This window comes from Glutamicibacter sp. GQ173, from assembly GCF_059759215.1.
In genome coordinates this window covers 189,648-206,061 of record NZ_JCAXDT010000007.1, presented here as the reverse complement: position 1 = coordinate 206,061, position 16,414 = coordinate 189,648, and the positions used below count along the sequence as shown (strand labels likewise).

The following is a 16,414-nucleotide window of genomic DNA, read 5'->3' as shown; positions in this document are numbered from 1 at the left end:
AGTGCCCAGTGCAGGCAAAAATATGGTGGCCTCGGAGCGATGGCAAATGCCAGCGTCCGGGGCCACAGCCTTATCCAGAACCGTCAGCGACTAATGCGTGAAGTGGTAAACCACGCCGAAGAGCACTGCGGAAACGCCCATGCTGATTCCGATGAGCAGTGGCTCCCAATCCAAGGACTGGGCTGCCAACATCACTGCGAAGGCACCGAAGAGAACTATCGCTCCGATTCCTCCCAGGATCACTCCTCCGCCTCCATGGTGCCGCACGGCGGAGTGTGCGGCCCGGTGGAATAGTGTTTCCATGCCGCCATGATACGTCCGATTCGACGCGGATCCGAGGTCCAGGGAAAGAATCTGGATATTGTCAGACTTCTTAAGCGTCCTTGCCGGTGCGCAGCTCATGGATTTTCTGCGCCGCCAAGTTCAGCGAGCGGTAGTCCGCTCCCGGTCCCTGGGCAATGAATCCGGGGCATTCGTGATCGGCGAGGCCTTCCTGCCCGTAGGCCAAGCCGCGGTAGGTCCCGTGGGCCATGCGCACCAGGTGTGCTCCGGCGGCCACATCCCACACCTTGGTATCAAAGCCGATGGTGGCATCGCACCAGCCAGCGGCTACATGGGCCAAGGCCAGCGCGGCGCTGACCTTGCGCCGCACGGTGGCGAAGTCCTGGATCCACTGGCCGAACAGCTGCAGTGCCAGATCCCCGTCGTGCACCAGGGATTCTGCGCCGGGATAGTCGGTCATCAAATTGGCCCGGGCCTGTTCGGGGCGCCGTGCGGGGTTCAGGACTGCGCCGTTGAGCAGCGCTGAATCGGCATTGGCGGTGAATTCGTCGCCGGCAATGGGATCGATGATCACCGCCGCGGCCAGCTGGCCATCGATGGCGGCGGCAATGGAAATGCAGAAGAATGCGATGCCGTGGACAAAGTTGCTGGTTCCGTCAATGGGGTCGACAATCCATTGGACTGAGCCTGGCGCGGCGTTGCCCGATTGCGTGGAAATGTTCTCCTCGCCGAGCACCCACGAACCAGGAACCGCGGCCAACAAGGACTCGGTGATAATCTGCTGGCTGCGCCGGTCAATCTCGGTCACCAGATCGTGGGCATTGGTCTTGATCTCGGCATCCACCGAGGTGCGGAAGGTGGCACGCAGCAGGCTCGCAGCGCTGCGCGCCGCGTCCAGGGCGGCCACGCGCAGTTCTTCGGCGCGGGTTTTTTCACAGATTGCTGATTGCTCGCTCACCGTGCCAGCTTATCGTGCGGCCGATGGCAGGCGGGCGTTGCCGAGCAGGCGCAGCCATGCCGGTGCCCGCCGGGGAAGTTCTGCGGCGCAGCTCGATTCGAGTGGCTACCGGGTGCCGCGAGTGCGAATCAGGATAAGCTTCTGCACATGAGCAGCATGCAACCGATCCCGCCCAAGGCCTCGTTGACCGAGCAGGTCACTACGATGATTCGGGCGGCCATCGTTGCAGGCGAGATGGAACCCGGGCAGCACTATTCGGCCATCGGCATTTCCGAGAAGCTCGGTGTCTCGCGCACCCCGGTGCGTGAAGCGCTGCAGCTGCTGGAAAAAGAAGGCATCGTGACCGTCGCCAAAAACCGCGGCGTCCGGGTCAACCAGATTTCCCTGGAGGACATCGTCGAGGTCTTCCAGCTGCGGCTGGCCATTGAACCGCCAGCAGCGGCCCGCGGGGTCATCAACGCCAGCGACGCCGACCGCGCCCGGCTGGTGCAGCTGCACGAGCAGTTGCTGCAGGCCGGGCAAAATGGCGATGGGCGCGCGACCCTGGAAGCCGATAAGGAATTCCACTTGTACCTGCTGGGGCTGGCCAGCAATAAGAAGCTTGACTCCGTGGTGGGGGAGCTGCGCAACCTGGTGCTCGCGCATGGGCAGACAACGGTGCCCTATGCCCGCAGCAGCCAGGAACTGGCGGAGGACCGTGAAGAACTCATGGCCGCGATTCTCGCCAAGGATGCGCCGGCGGCGGCCATGGCGGTGCGGGGCCACATCACGCGCACCGCGCAGATGCTGATTCGTTCCATCTGTTCGCGGACCGAGACGCTGGTGGCCCAGCCCTTCCTGGACCGTCTTGACGACCTGATTTCCTAGCCGCGCCTGGATACTTTCCACCGGGTCTTGCCATGCGTGAGCTGCGCAACATAGAGTAGCATGCAACATGTAACTAACTCAGGTGGCAATGACAACGAGGTGGCAAAGATGGGCCAACCGCTGGACGGTATCAAAGTCGTCGACCTCTCGCGCATTCTTGCCGGTCCGCTATGCACCATGACCTTGGCCGACTTCGGCGCCCAGGTGCTGAAAGTGGAAAGCAAGGCCGGGGATGAAACCCGCGGGTGGATCCCGCCGGTCAATGCCCAGGGCGTGAGCACCTACTACTGGTCGGTGAACCGGAACAAGCTGGCGGTCATCGCCGACTTCAGCAATCCCGAACACCTGGCGAGGCTCCTGGAATTGATCCAGGACGCTGATGTTCTGGTGGAAAATTTCCGGCCCGGCGTCCTGGCCAAATTCGGACTGGACTACTCCCGGTTGAAAGAGCTGAACCCGGAACTGGTCTATTGCTCCATTTCAGGATTCGGCGAACAACAAGGCGCAGCTTTCCCCGGCTTTGACCTCCTGGTCCAAGCGGTGGGCGGACTGATGAGCATTACCGGGGAACCCGATGGCGCCCCCAGCAAGGTGGGGGTTGCCCTGGTTGACGTGCTCGCTGCGCACAACGCCGTCACCGGGATCCTGCTGGCCCTTCGGGAAAGGGAGAACAGCGGCCTGGGGCAGCGGGTGAGCATCAACCTGCTCTCTTCGGTGCTGGCCGGAATGACCAACCAAACAAGCAGCACCCTGGCTACCGGAACATCACCGGCGCGCCTGGGCAACGCCCACCCGAGCATCGCGCCCTACGAAACCTTTAATACCGGCGACGGCGTCATCGCGATCGCGGTAGGCAACGACCGGCAATTTGCCGCGCTGTGCCAGCAACTGGGCGATCCCGCGCTCGCCGAGGACCCCCGGTTCATCACCAACACCGACCGGGTCGCGCACCGTGCCGAGCTCAAGACGCTGATTGAAGCGGCCGCCGCTGAACACAGCGCGGCCAACTGGGCCAGCTGCCTGATGGAGTCCGGGGTGCCCGCGGGCAAGGTCAACACCATCGCGCAAGCCATTGGCTTTGCCCAGGAGCTGGGCCTGGATCCGGTGGCGGCCATCAACGATCCCGACACCGGTGAAACAACCACGCACCTTGCCAGCCCTATTGGGCTCTCCCGCACACCAGCTCAATACCGAAGCAACCCGCCGGCCCACGGCCAGCATCAAGAGCTCTTCGAACAAGCAGCTCGCGCCTAGCCGGACTGTGCGCGAACCCGCCAACCAACGCAACCTCCAAGGAGCGACTATGGACACCACTGAACACGCCCTCGACCCCGCTGATCTGATCAACTTCGATTCGCTGCTTGGCAGTGAGGAACTGGCCCTGCGCGATACCGTGCGCGGCTTCGCTAAAGAACACATCAAACCGAATATTGCCCAGTGGTACAACGACGCGGTCTTCCCGTTGGAGATCGTCCCGGAAATCGCCAAGCTGGGCCTGTTGGGCATGCACCTGAACGGTTATGGCTGTGGCGGCCGCTCCGCGGTGGAATACGGCATCGCCGGAGCAGAATTGGAAGCCGGCGACTCGGGACTGCGCACCTTTGTTTCCGTGCAGGGATCCCTGGCCATGAGCGCCATCCACAAGCACGGTTCCGAAGAGCAGAAACAAGAATGGCTGCCGAGAATGGCCGCCGGCCAGGCCATCGGATGCTTCGGGCTGACCGAGCCAACTGCCGGATCCGACCCGTCAAGCATGAAAACCTTCGCCCGCCGCGACGGTGATGACTGGCTGATCAACGGGTCCAAGCGCTGGATCGGCCTGGCCAATGTGGCACAGGTAGCAGTCATCTGGGCGCAAACCGACGAGGGGATCCGCGGTTTTGTAGTACCGACTAACACCCCGGGATTCACCGCAACCCCGATTGAGCAGAAGCTGTCCATGCGTGCTTCCATCCAGTGCGACATCGACCTGGTTGATGTGCGCTTGCCGGGCTCGGCCGTACTGCCAAACGCCAAGGGCTTGAAGGGGCCATTTTCCTGCCTCAATGAAGCGCGCTACGGAATTCTCTGGGGATCCATGGGAGCAGCCCGCGATGCATTTGAAGATGCCTTAGCCTACTCGCAGCAACGTCTTCAGTTCGACAAGCCTCTAGCTGGCTACCAGATGACCCAGCAGAAGCTGGTGGACATGGCTCTGGAGATCAACAAGGGTTTCCTGCTGGCCCTGCACATCGGCCGGCTCAAAGATGCAGGAAATCTGGATCTGCACATGATCTCGGCGGGCAAGCTGAATAACTGCCGCGAGGCCATCAAGATCTGCCGCGAGGCGCGGACCATCCTTGGCGGCAACGGCATCACCCTGGACTACTCGCCACTGCGCCACGCCAACAACTTGGAGTCAGTGCGCACCTATGAAGGCACTGACGAAGTCCACACCCTGATCCTGGGCCATAAGCTCACCGGCGTCTCCGCCTTCCGCTAAACCGCGCAACGCAAAAGAATCCAGAGGAACATGATGATGGAATTAGCTTCCACCCCGGTGGCCCTGCACCAGTACCTCAACGGCTCGTGGGCCGAGGGCCAGGGACGCGAAATCGATTCGAGAGCTGCTGCTGATAACTCGCAGGTACTTGCCCGAGGCCGCGCAGCCAGTGAAGAGCAAGTCGATGCTGCTTTCGCCGCCGCCCACCAAGCGAAGAAAAGCTGGGCGGCCACCCCGATGGCTGCACGCGCAGCCTACCTGATCGCGGCCGCAAGCTACCTCAAGGAGCATGCTGAGCAGTTCGGAGAGGAAGTTGCCGGCGAAGAAGGCAAAACACGGGCCGAAGGAATTGGCGAAGTACTGCGAGCAGCCCAAATTTTCACCTATTACGCAGGCGAAGCGGAACGCGCTGCCGGGACAGTATTCCAGTCTCCTCGCCCCGGAGAGCAGATTCTGGTGACCAGCAAGCCGCTGGGCGTGGTGGGCATTATTACGCCGTTCAACTTTCCCATCGGCATTCCAGCGTGGAAAATCGCGCCGGCACTTGTCTTCGGAAATACCGTCGTTTTCAAGCCAGCCAGCCTGGTTCCGATTCTGGCGCTGCGCCTAGTCCAGGCCTTGGAATATGCGGGACTGCCCGCAGGAGTGCTCAACCTCGTCATTGGCCCAGGGGCGCTGGGAGACCGATTCATTGCCAATGAGCACCTCAACGGCCTGTCCTTCACCGGATCAACCGCGGTAGGCCGCCGGCTCTGTGCCGCCGGCGCAGCGCGCGGTGTTCCGGTCCAGGCCGAGATGGGAGGCAAGAACGCCGCGGTGGTGCTCGCCGATGCCGACCTGGATTTAGCCAGCGAACAGGTGCTTTTGGGAGCCTTCCGCTCTACCGGGCAGAAGTGCACTGCAACCAGTCGGCTCATCCTGGACGACGAGATTGCCGAGGATTTCCTGGCCAGACTCATCACGCGCCTGGAACAGTGGACTACCGGCAACCCGCTGGATCCCGACGTCCACATGGGACCACTAGTTGATGCCAAAGCAGCGGCCTCGGCGCGCGAAGGAATTGACCGTGCCCTGAGCCAAGGAGCGCTGTTGCGCTTCCAAGGCAAGGCTCCAGAAACGGGAAGCTATCTGGCGCCCGCCATCTTGGAGCTGCCAGCAGGTGAAGCCGGCCGGGAGAACTGTGCCTGGCGCGAGGAATTTTTTGCCCCGATTCTTGCGGTGTGCACCGTCAGCGGCGCAGATCAGGCTTTTGAAGCGGCCGAAGACTCCGAGTTTGGGTTGAGCCTGGCCCTGTTCACCAGCAATCTTTCCGTGGCACTAGCTGCTGAACAAACACTGGATGTTGGCATATTGCATGTAAATTCGGAGTCAGCAGGCGCGGATCCCCACGTACCATTTGGAGGTGCCAAGGCATCTGGCTATGGGCCGAAGGAACAAGGAGCAGCGGCCCGCGAGTTCTACACGCACACGACCACCACTTATTTGCGGGGCTGATTGCTCCAGCTCAAGTGCCGAAGAAGGAAAGATCAATGATGATTGAACGTATTTTGGTTATCGGTGCCGGAACCATGGGCCGGCAAATCGCCATGAGCTGTGCCTTGAGCGGCTATGAGACTCTCCTGCAAGACATCTCTGAGCAGGCCTTGAGCGCAGCGCGCGCAGACCTCGAAGCGTGGGCCGCATCCAGGGTTTCCAAGGGCAAACTGGAACAGTCGGACGCTGATGCGGCCTTGAGCCGGCTGGCCCAGAGCACGGATTTGGCAGATAGCGCCAGTACGGCCGATCTGGTGATCGAAGCAGCCGTGGAGCGGCTGGATATCAAGGAGCAGATCTTCGCCACCTTGGGTGAACATGCCCCAGCCCACGCGATCCTTGCCACCAATTCCTCGACCTTGCCCTCTTCGCGCGTGGCCGCGGCCAGTGGGCGCCCCCAACAGGTATGCAATATGCACTTCTTCAACCCTGCACTGGTGATGAAGTGCGTTGAAGTGGTCCGCAATGAGCAGACCAGCGATGAAACGGTGGAAGCCGTGACGGCGGTGGCCACGCGGCTGGGCAAGCAGCCGGTGCTGGTGAACAAGGAGATCCCGGGATTCATCGCGAACCGCATGATGGGAGCTATCAACGCCGAGGCATTGAACCTTGCCCACGCAGGAATCGCCAGCATTGAAGATATCGACACCACCGCCAAAACAGCACTCGGGCACCCAATGGGCCCCTTTGAGCTGATGGACATGGTTGGCCTGGACGTCATCGATTTCATAGCCCAGGCGACCTTCGCCGAAACGGGTAATGAAGCCGATAAGCCGCATCCGCTCATTACCGAAAAGGTCCAAGCCGGTCTCCTGGGCCGCAAGAGCGGGGAAGGGTTCTACCCTTACTCGTAGCCAATCCGCGGGCCTGGAGGTTGAATCGCGTGCCGGGTTTCGAATGCCAGTCGTTTTCCAGGGTTTGGAGAGAACATGAAAGACTGTGAGCATGAGTCACATTTCGACTGATCAACGAGCTCGTCACGTTGCTTCGCGGGTGGAAGACAAATTCCACAACTGGCGTGCCAAGCGGGCACAAGCCAGGGGGCAAGGGGCGGTCATCCTGCCTTACACCGGCTACGGCTCGACGGGACCCGAAGGGGGCTGGATTCGCGTACTAGCCCGAGTCGTGCTTGCCGGCCCCGGAGCCTTCGAATTCGGTCAGCATCAGGCGCAGGTGATCGCCGACGGGATCAGGGGTTTTCGAAATTTCATTTCACCGATCCTTCCTTTTGGCAAGGTCAGCATCGTCGTAGGAGAGCAGCGCTTCGAGGTGCAAGCGGACCGCGGCGGCGTCATCGATGCGAAGCTGGCCGTTGACCTGCCGGCGGGCTGGAACGAGATACACCTTCAAGCCCACGACGGCGACGAGGCGACAGCCCGCATCATGGTCATTGACCAGGCTCAGAAGTTCGGCGTGATCAGCGACGTAGACGACACCGTGGTGGTCACGGCACTGCCGCGCCCCTTACTGGCAGCGTGGAACTCATTTGTGCTCTCAGAGCACGCTCGCGTTGCAACTCCGGGCATGGCTGTAATGTTGCAGCAAGTGCGGCAAGAACACCCTGGTGGACCGATGGTCTACCTTTCCACGGGGGCATGGAATGTTGCGCAAACTCTGCAGCGCTTCATCTCCCGCAATCTTTACCCCGAAGGCCCGCTGTTGCTCACGGACTGGGGACCTACGGACCGTTCCTGGTTCCGCAGCGGCATGCAGCACAAGGTGGACCAGCTGCGGCGGCTGGCTCAGGAGTTTCCACATATCTCCTGGATCCTGGTCGGCGACGATGGCCAGCACGACCCGGCGATCTACGCAGAATTCGCGCGCCGCTATCCCGAGCTAGTCCGGGCGATAGTGATCCGGCAGCTTACGCCGTCTGAGGCCGTACTGGCTGGCGGACGTTCCAACGAGTTGCGGCGCACGACCCCGGGCGTGCGCTGGGTATATGAGCCTGATGGCGCGCGAATCCTCGACCAGCTGGTGAAGCTTGGCCTGGTTGATGCTGACGCCGAGAATTTGTAGAGGAAAGTACGGTAATGGCTGAATCAACGCTTCGTGTGCAGGTGCCCATGCGTTGGGGCGATATGGATGCCTATGGGCATGTCAATAATGTCAGCCTGATCAGGCTGATGGAAGAAGCGCGTATTGCTGGCTTTGGAGTTCCTGGCGGAACTGGTGCTCCCGGAGTTGAACCGCAGGCAGATATTTTTTCGGCGGTGCCGCCGGGAATTCAGATCCTGGTCGTTGAGCATCGCGTGCGGTACTCCAGGCCTTTGGAATACCGCAATGTTCCGGTGAATGTGGATTTGTGGGTGGCAAACATCAAGCCAGCCAGTTTTGAGATCTGCTACGAATTCCGGGACCCAATTGAGGATTACCTATGTGTTAAAGCGGCCACCACGCTGGCGTATTTTGACCCGGCTACTTCGCGGGTTCAAAGGCTTAGCCCTGAAGAACGCGAGGGACTGAGCGCTTTTGAAGGTGCTTCAACCTTCCCGAAGTAAGCTCTAGCGCTTCTGTCAATTAGGATTGATCTATCTACTCTTATTCAGACAGGAAGTGATGTTATGTCTCAGCCAGCTGGCGGACGTCTGCAAAGCGAGGCTCGACCTGCACGTCCTCAAGTTGTCTTGCAGGTACTCAAGCGCGAGCACATTGCTCCGCATTTGGTGCGGCTGACTCTCGGTGGTCCTGGGTTCGACAACTATGTCGACAAGGACGTGACGGATCGCTACGTCAAATTCTTGTTTGCCAAGCCGGAGCTTGGTCTGGAAATGCCTTACGACATGGAGGAGCTGCGCAGCAAGCTGGCCCCCGAAGACATGCCGGTGCGCCGCACCTACACCGTGCGCCGCAGCGATCTTGAAGCCCGAACGATCGAAATTGATTTTGTCGTGCACGGCGATGAGGGATTGGCCGGCAAATGGGCACGCGATACCGAGATCGGTTCCTCGATCTGCTTTGCTGGGCCTGCCGGGCTGTTCGTGCCGCGCGAAGAATTCGATTTCCATTTCTTTGCCGGTGATGAGACAGCTATTCCTGCCATATCCGCGGCTTTGGAAGCCATGTCCCCGCAAATGAAGGGGCTGGCCGTCATCGAGGTCGCCGACCGAGCCGATGAACTGGAGCTTGTGCACCCGGAAGGCGTTGAAGTTCGATGGCTGCACCGCAACGCACCCTTCACCCCGCAGAACACTGTTCTGGAAAACGCCGTGCGCGAGTACTCATGGCCCGGTGGCCGAGTGCAGGTCTTTGCCCATGGCGAGCGCGAAGTCATGAAGCGGCTTCGCCTTTACTTCTACGATGAGCGCGGGGTCGATCGCCGCGATATGTCACTGTCCGCCTACTGGGCGTTTGGCCGGGCAGAAGATGCGTTCCAAGCCGAAAAGCGCACCGAGGTTGGCAAGATCTTCGCCGACTAAAGCGGGCCCCACGCTCATTCTTCGGGGTGCCCATTGAGTGCTGCGAGCAGCCCAACGTCCTTAGTTAGATGTACCTAATTAAAAAAAGAAGATATTAGGTGATTAGGACTTGACGTTATTAGGGCTAGTTAGGTTATGCTTATTCCAGAGCTTCTCCCGTGTGTGGTCGGGAGAAGCGACTAACTTGACCGATATCATCGGCCAGTTCACTACGGTTCGAGGTTGCTCATCTCGACCTAGTGGTCGGCTTAGCCGGCTTGAATAAGGGGAATAGGGAATCGGGTGACCTGCTCAGTCATCCGGATCGCAGAAAAAGGAACTTACCAGGATTGCACACCTTGGTAAGTTCCTTTTTCATTGCTCGCGAGACTCGGAGTCATGAGCCCATAAGAGCAGTGTGGCCAGATATCCCGCGCAGGCGGGAAGCGATTCTCTGATGTCCGGGGGAATGCTTGAATTCTTGAGCGCGCGCCTGACGACAAGATCAGAATCCAGGAAGATCTGTGAATCCCGTAGCCCACGCAGTGCCATGTAGTCCCTGGTCCAAGGTCCTACCCCGCGTAAGGATAGCAGTTGCGTCAGGAATTCGGCTGGCCGGTGAACTAGGGATTCCCCGGACTCCAGATACCACTGCGACACGGTATGCAGTGTTGCTGCTCGCGCCAATGGGCACCGAATGATGGATTGAATTTCGGGCGCGCCCAGTCCTGACGTTGCTTCGGCAGTCGGAAACGCGTGAAGCCCTGATGCATGTGCCTCGCCCAGGTGTTCGACATACCTTCCTGCGAGCGTTCGCGCGGCGGCCAGGGAAACCTGCTGGCCAATGACCGTTGTCGCCAGAGCCTCGAACGGGTCCGGGTAGCTGATGAGCCTCAGATTCGGAAATGACGCAGCCATCGCGTCGAGCCCCGGCAGCTTCGCAAGGGATGCATAGGCTGGCGAAGTGTCTTGCTGCAATCCGAACCAGTGATTGATTATGGTTTGCAGGTGGGGGACTAGTGCGGCAGGCGCGTCATGATCTACGGATATTCCTGACGGGTCCAAAGCCAGGTGGACCTCGACGAGGTGTCCGCCAACGCGCAGGACCCGGCGAACTTTCGCAGCGGACGGCTCGATTTCTTCCTGGGCTGGAAGGGAATGGAGCCGCAACACGGACAAAGCATGGGCAATGTCCAGTGTTCCCACTGCCTCCAGGTGCAATTTCATGGCTTCAGGCCCAGATTCCTGAGCTGCTGCGGCGATGGGATCCCACCAAATGGGTATCGACCATCCCGATGGCTTCCATGAGCGCGAACATTGTCGTGGGCCCCACAAATTTGAACCCGCGTTTTTTCAATTCCTTGGCCAGCTCTCTGGATTCGGCGCTCTGGGTCGGGATTTCTGCCGCGGTCCGTGGAGCTGGAGTTTCCTCTGGCTTGAAGGACCAGATGAAATTGGCCAGCCCTCCCTCTTCGCGCATCATGAGCGTAGCTTCCGCGTTGGCGATGGTGGCGCGAATTTTCAGTTTATTGCGCACGATGGCGGGGTTATCCATGAGGCTATCAAAGTCATTCTCGGTGAACAGCGCAACCTTTTCAGGGTCGAAGTTGGCAAACGCCTCCCGGAAGGCTTCCCGCTTGGAGAGAATGATGGCCCATGAGAGCCCGGATTGGAAACATTCCAGGCTCAACCGTTCGAAGACTCCTGCTTCGGTGTTCACCGGCATGCCCCACTCGGAATCGTAGTAGGTGCGGAGCATATCGCTGGTGGCTGCCCATTGCGGACGGGCAAGGCCATCTTCGCCGATAACAAGATCTTCAGTCATGAATCTATCTTCGCATTATATGAGGTCAAGGGCATGTACTGAAGAAATGCTTCAGAATTTAGTAAATCCCCGGTGGTGCTTGGGCATCCGCGCGCTGGCAGCGTCCTGGGCGTCCCATCCTTGATTTTCCACCGCTGACGAAGAACATCGACGAGGTGAAAAAGTTGCGCTTTCGCGATCAGCATATGCGTGGCCTGTCGGAGCGTTCGCGTAACAATCGGAGGTTGCCGCGGCGCTCAGCTGGCGCACCTAATGCTCCGGCCCTGATTGGCTATCCCGTGGTGTTCAAATTTCCAGTTCAACCGTCTATCATCGTTATATGGCGATGATAGAGTCTAGAAGCGATGATGTGCTGGATCGCGACGGCAAGATGCGACAAGCTGCGCTCTTCCATGCCCTCGCTGACCCGACAAGGTTGCTGATCCTTGAACATCTGAAAACCGGTGAACACAAGGTCAGGGAACTGACCGATCATCTCGGGCTGGCCCAAAGCACTGTGAGTGCCCATCTTGCCTGCCTTCGGGATACTGATTTGGTCACCGTCCGGAGCCAGGGACGAGCGAGCATCTACACGCTGGGGCAGGCCGAGTACTTGGACCAGCTGCTCACCTTGGCACAGCAACTCGTTCCAAACCAATCTCAGGCGCATCACTGGCAGGAAGCGCACTCAAGCCAGCAAGTGGAGGTGTAGCCATGGGCCACGATCATTCGCACGGTCACTCCCATGATCATTCGGAGGCCAATCGCTCGCGACTTGCCTGGGCCTTTGGCATTACGGCAGGCATTCTCATTGCCGAAATCGTCGGGGCCATTGTCACTAGCTCGCTAGCCTTGCTTGTCGATGCGGCACACATGCTGACCGATACCCTCGGACTGCTGCTGGCGCTCACCGCGGCCAATTTAATTGCGCGCAAGCCCACCACCAAGCGAACTTGGGGGTTCCGGCGCGCCGAAGTGCTCTCGGCAACAATGCAATCAGCGCTGCTGCTCGCAGTCGGCATCTACGCCGCCATCGATGCTGTTCGCCGGCTATTCACGCCAACAGAAATCCAGCCAACAGGCCTGCTCGTTTTTGGTGTGATCGGTTTGCTGGGAAATGTCATTTCCATGTGGATCATCTCCGCGGGACGCAAGAACAACCTGAATATGCGCGCAGCGTTCCTTGAAGTTGTTAATGACGCATTGGGCTCGGTGGCAGTTATCGTTGCTGCCGTTGTCATCGCAACTACCGGATGGATGGCGGCAGACTCGATTGCTGCCCTGGTCATCAGCGCCCTGATCGTTCCACGCGCCATGAAGCTGTTGAGCGAAACGACTCATATTCTTCTGGAATCCACGCCGCGAGGGCTGGATCTCATTGCGGTGCGCGAGCACCTGGAGAACCAGCCCGGTGTCATTGCCGTGCATGACCTCCACGCTAGCCAGATAGCCTCGAACCTGCCGGTGCTCACCGCCCATGTGGTGGTCGAGGATTCGATGTTCTCGGCTGGAGTCGCGGGAGACCTCCTGAAGAACCTGCAAAATTGCGTGGCCGACCACTTCGCGATCAGCATTGAGCATTCGACGTTTCAGATCGAGCCATCCTCGCATCAAAGCACCGAGCACCAGCACGGCTGCTAGCAAGAGCGCCTAGAATTACCCGGCGGATAACCTGTGGTTTAGTTTTGCCGGGGCTGGGTCATACCTGAGTATGATGTCCCGCCTAATCAAGTCAAGCCTGCTGGTGGATGCCCATCTGGCTAGGGAATTTATATTCTTTTGGTATGACTTCTGAAACCCTGCCAAAAACTGACCATGCGGTCGCCGCTCGTGGGCTGACCAAAACCTACGGACATGACACCACTCGGGTTGAGGCTCTTCGCAGCGTCGACGTCTCGTTCGCACGTTCTCGTTTCACTGCCATCATGGGTCCTTCCGGATCCGGCAAATCAACCCTGATGCATTGCCTGGCTGGCCTGGACTCGGCAGACAGCGGCGAAATCATCATCGGCGGCAAGAACTTGCTCTCGCTCAGCGACGATCAGCTCACTGAGATGCGCCGCGAACAGATTGGTTTCGTTTTCCAGTCATTCAACTTGGTCCCCACCATCAACGCGCAAGACAACATCTTGCTGCCCCTGTCCCTGGCAGGCAAGAAGCACGACAAGGCCTGGTTCGACACGGTCATCAATGCCTTGGGCTTGCGCGACCGCCTCACCCACAAACCACATGAACTCTCCGGTGGCCAACAGCAGCGCGTGGCCGTAGCCCGTGCGCTGCTCACTCGCCCTGAAGTTGTCTTTGGCGATGAGCCAACTGGCAACTTGGATTCCCGAACCGGCGCCGAAGTCCTGTCACTGATGCGTACTTCCACTCGCGAAATGGGCCAGACCATCATCATGGTGACCCACGATCCCGTGGCAGCATCCTACGCAGACACCGTGCTGCTCATGAAAGACGGCGCGATCGTCGGTACCATCGAGGAGCCAACCGTGGCTACCGTGTCCGAGGCACTCGCCTCATTGGCGGAGTAAACGATGCTGCACGTAGCACTTTCCAATATCAAGACCTACGCCCGGCGCTATATCGCCGTCGTACTTGCCGTGGCCATCGGCACTGCGTTCCTCGCGGCAACGCTGGCAGTGAATTCGTCAACACAGGCGACCTTGAAGAATTCCTTGGGGGATTCTTACAAGTCCGCCGACTTGGTGGCCTACTGGGATCCAAGCCCAAGCGCCGACCCTGACCAGACAACCGAGCTCACCGCCAAAGAAATTAATGGCGTTCGCAATCTCCCCGGAGTGTCTACCGCCTATGGCTTGGGCTATGCCTATGGCCAACTGCATACCGCGGATAACGGATACACCATTCAGACCCAGCCGGTCGACCCGAATCAGGGGCTGGGTGGAATGGAACTTCTCGAAGGCCGCGCTCCGCTGGCCAACAACGAGATGATCATCGATGATTCCCACGCCAAGGACATGGGCATCTCCGTCGGAGATGTTGTGGCCCTGAGCGACGACCAGGGGAAGACCCAGAACATCAACATCGTCGGAATTCAGCGTTCCTCGGCTAACCCGCAGACCTCCGCCTACGCCTTGGGCGGCATGAGCGAAAAGGCATGGAGCCACTTCGCCGGCGACAGCGCCATATTCCGCGACATCGTCATCAATAGCGATGGTTCCATTGATGCTGTTCGGCAGGACCTGCAAGACTACTTTGCAGACCAGAAGAAAATTGACGTCGCTGTGGTCACCGCTGATCAAAAGGTTATTGACGAAGTGGCCCAGATGACCGGTGGCACCGACCAGCTGAGCATCATCCTGATTATTTTCGCTTTGATCGCGCTCGTGGTTACCGGCCTGGTTGTAGTCAACACGTTCTCCGTGGTGATTGCACAGCGAACCCGGGAATTGGCGCTGCTTCGCACCCTGGGCGCCAAGCGCAAGCAGATCCGCAGCTCGGTACTGATTGAAGCCCTCGTGATTGGCATCGTGGCATCGGTGATTGGCGTCTTGCTGGCCATCGCGTTGATGGCTGGTTTGATCCAGCTGCTGCACACCCTGGTGCCTGCCATGTCGTACGCAACGCTTTCGATGACCCCTGTCGGTCTCGCGGTTCCAATTGCTGTCGGCATCCTAATGACGGTTGTTGCTGCAAGCTTGCCTGCTCGCCGGGCCATGAAGCTGGCGCCGCTGGCCGCTCTGCGCCCGTTTGATGCTGCCAGCGTGAAGAACCGCGCGGGCGTTGTGCGTATCGTCTTTGGAGCGGCGTTGGCCCTCATCGGTGTTGGCCTTCTGGTCTTCGGCGCAGTCAAGGGGAATCTGGTCGTAGCCTTCCTGGGCGGTTTGGTGTCGTTCCCGGGGATCTTGATGCTCGCCTCGCTGTTCGTACCGAGCAGCGTCGCCGGTATTGGCAAGGCAATTGCCGGCAAATCGACTTCCCGCCGCCTGGCTGCATTGAACGCGGTGCGCAATCCAGGGCGCACCACGGCCACGGCGACTGCCTTGCTGATCGGCGTGACGTTGGTTTCGATGATCATGGTTGGCGGCCAGACCGCCAAGGCCAGCCTGAACAATTCAGTTGCTGCCGAGTACCCCGTGGACATGATGGTCTCGTTCTACGACGGAGCGACCAGCAAAGCCAAAGCGGAAGAGCTGGCCAAGACGATCGATGGCGTTGACGGCGTCAGCGCCACCTCGACTTTCACCAGTTCGTATGCCGATGCGGATCTGGACATGGGCGAACCGGTCAACATTCAGCTGATTGCCGTTGATCCGAAGGAATACGCCAAGACGGTTCTGGACCAGAAGGTCGTGCCCGAGAATGGCGAACTGATCTTGTCCCAGTGGGAGACCGACCAGAAATCCATCGAGGTCGCAGGACAGTCGCTCAAGGTCAAAGAATCAGGCGCGCTGCTCTCAGGAAACCTGATCACCAATGAGACCCTCAAAACCCTGGACATCAAGGACCCGAGTTCATACCCCGGAATCATCGTCAAGGTGGATTCCAGTATCGCAGGCTCGCAGATCAATGAACTGGTGACCGAAATTTCGGACATCACCGGCGTTGAATCCTCGATGATTGACGGCGGCGTGGTCATGAAGTCGATGTTCACGCAGATCATTGATGTGCTTCTGACCATTGTTTCGGCGCTCCTTGCCGTTGCGGTGCTCATCGCGTTGATTGGCGTCGCCAATACGCTCAGCCTCTCGGTGCTTGAACGGACCCGCGAGAACTCGCTGCTTCGGGCATTGGGCCTGAAGAAGAAGCAGCTGCAAAGCATGCTGGCCACCGAAGCAGTCCTTATCGGTGGTGTCGCGGCCTTGCTCGGCATGGTCCTCGGAGTTGCCTACGGCTTGCTGGGCGCCCAATCGGCGTTGGCATCCATGGGAACCTTGACCTACTCCATCCCGTGGTGGCAGCTGGCAGCAGTCCTTGCCGTGAGCGTGATCGCTGCGCTCCTGGCATCCATCACCCCAGGGCGACGGGCTGCAAGGCTTTCACCAGTAGAAGGCTTGGCAACCGAGTAATAGCCGCGTAGCGCTCAAGGCCGGGCCCGGAATAACAGCAATCCTGTTTTCCGGGCT

Annotated in this window: 16 protein-coding genes; 12 read left to right on the top strand and 4 right to left on the bottom strand. The window is 59.4% G+C overall.

Features of this window, described 5'->3' with window-relative positions; all coding sequences use genetic code 11:
- Positions 1–90: 90 nt before the first annotated feature.
- Positions 91–303 (bottom strand): hypothetical protein, encoded by a 213-nt coding sequence (locus AC6CHO_RS12775; protein WP_498215423.1) that lies wholly within the window; start codon positions 301–303, stop codon positions 91–93.
- A gap of 70 nt (positions 304–373) precedes the next feature.
- Positions 374–1,240: an inositol monophosphatase family protein gene (locus tag AC6CHO_RS12770; protein ID WP_498215421.1), complete on the bottom strand. Its 867-nt coding sequence runs from the start codon at positions 1,238–1,240 to the stop codon at positions 374–376.
- Between the two features lie 147 nt (positions 1,241–1,387).
- Here AC6CHO_RS12770 and AC6CHO_RS12765 point away from each other — a divergent pair, with 147 nt between their 5' ends.
- From AC6CHO_RS12765 to AC6CHO_RS12730, 8 genes are all read left to right on the top strand, one after another.
- The gene (locus AC6CHO_RS12765; protein WP_498215419.1) at positions 1,388–2,107 is read left to right on the top strand and encodes a GntR family transcriptional regulator; all 720 of its coding nucleotides are present in this window, start codon (positions 1,388–1,390) and stop codon (positions 2,105–2,107) included.
- A gap of 60 nt (positions 2,108–2,167) precedes the next feature.
- A complete protein-coding gene (locus AC6CHO_RS12760) occupies positions 2,168–3,361 on the top strand; it encodes a CaiB/BaiF CoA transferase family protein (RefSeq protein WP_498215417.1) in 1,194 nt (397 codons plus the stop codon).
- Between the two features lie 49 nt (positions 3,362–3,410).
- Entirely contained in the window at positions 3,411–4,589 is a 1,179-nt protein-coding gene (locus tag AC6CHO_RS12755) for an acyl-CoA dehydrogenase family protein (protein ID WP_498215415.1), read from the top strand.
- Between the two features lie 30 nt (positions 4,590–4,619).
- Positions 4,620–6,083 (top strand): aldehyde dehydrogenase family protein, encoded by a 1,464-nt coding sequence (locus AC6CHO_RS12750; RefSeq protein WP_498215414.1) that lies wholly within the window; start codon positions 4,620–4,622, stop codon positions 6,081–6,083.
- Between the two features lie 35 nt (positions 6,084–6,118).
- Positions 6,119–6,976 (top strand): 3-hydroxyacyl-CoA dehydrogenase family protein, encoded by an 858-nt coding sequence (locus AC6CHO_RS12745; RefSeq protein ID WP_498215412.1) that lies wholly within the window; start codon positions 6,119–6,121, stop codon positions 6,974–6,976.
- 91 nt (positions 6,977–7,067) lie between these two features.
- Positions 7,068–8,141, top strand: a complete 1,074-nt coding sequence (locus AC6CHO_RS12740; protein ID WP_498215410.1) for an App1 family protein phosphatidate phosphatase — start codon at positions 7,068–7,070, stop codon at positions 8,139–8,141.
- A gap of 62 nt (positions 8,142–8,203) precedes the next feature.
- Positions 8,204–8,623 carry an acyl-CoA thioesterase gene (locus AC6CHO_RS12735; protein ID WP_498215408.1) on the top strand — a complete coding sequence of 140 codons (420 nt, stop codon included), beginning with the start codon at positions 8,204–8,206 and terminating at the stop codon, positions 8,621–8,623.
- 63 nt (positions 8,624–8,686) lie between these two features.
- Positions 8,687–9,541, top strand: coding sequence for a siderophore-interacting protein (locus AC6CHO_RS12730; protein WP_498215406.1), 855 nt, complete (start codon positions 8,687–8,689; stop codon positions 9,539–9,541).
- Positions 9,542–9,895: 354 nt separating this feature from the next.
- Here the strand turns inward: AC6CHO_RS12730 and AC6CHO_RS12725 are convergent, their stop codons facing one another.
- Positions 9,896–10,747 (bottom strand): DNA-3-methyladenine glycosylase family protein, encoded by an 852-nt coding sequence (locus AC6CHO_RS12725; protein ID WP_498215405.1) that lies wholly within the window; start codon positions 10,745–10,747, stop codon positions 9,896–9,898.
- 4 nt (positions 10,748–10,751) lie between these two features.
- Positions 10,752–11,345, bottom strand: a complete 594-nt coding sequence (locus AC6CHO_RS12720; RefSeq protein WP_498215403.1) for a DNA-3-methyladenine glycosylase I — start codon at positions 11,343–11,345, stop codon at positions 10,752–10,754.
- Positions 11,346–11,664: 319 nt separating this feature from the next.
- Here AC6CHO_RS12720 and AC6CHO_RS12715 point away from each other — a divergent pair, with 319 nt between their 5' ends.
- The 4 genes from AC6CHO_RS12715 (at position 11,665) to AC6CHO_RS12700 (ending at position 16,357) form a co-directional block, all read left to right on the top strand.
- Positions 11,665–12,036, top strand: a complete 372-nt coding sequence (locus tag AC6CHO_RS12715) for an ArsR/SmtB family transcription factor (RefSeq protein WP_498215401.1) — start codon at positions 11,665–11,667, stop codon at positions 12,034–12,036.
- Positions 12,037–12,038: 2 nt separating this feature from the next.
- Entirely contained in the window at positions 12,039–12,965 is a 927-nt protein-coding gene (locus tag AC6CHO_RS12710; protein WP_444660778.1) for a cation diffusion facilitator family transporter, read from the top strand.
- Positions 12,966–13,108: 143 nt separating this feature from the next.
- Positions 13,109–13,858, top strand: coding sequence for an ABC transporter ATP-binding protein (locus AC6CHO_RS12705; RefSeq protein ID WP_060700735.1), 750 nt, complete (start codon positions 13,109–13,111; stop codon positions 13,856–13,858).
- 3 nt (positions 13,859–13,861) lie between these two features.
- Positions 13,862–16,357 (top strand): FtsX-like permease family protein, encoded by a 2,496-nt coding sequence (locus AC6CHO_RS12700; protein WP_498215398.1) that lies wholly within the window; start codon positions 13,862–13,864, stop codon positions 16,355–16,357.
- Positions 16,358–16,414: the final 57 nt, after the last annotated feature.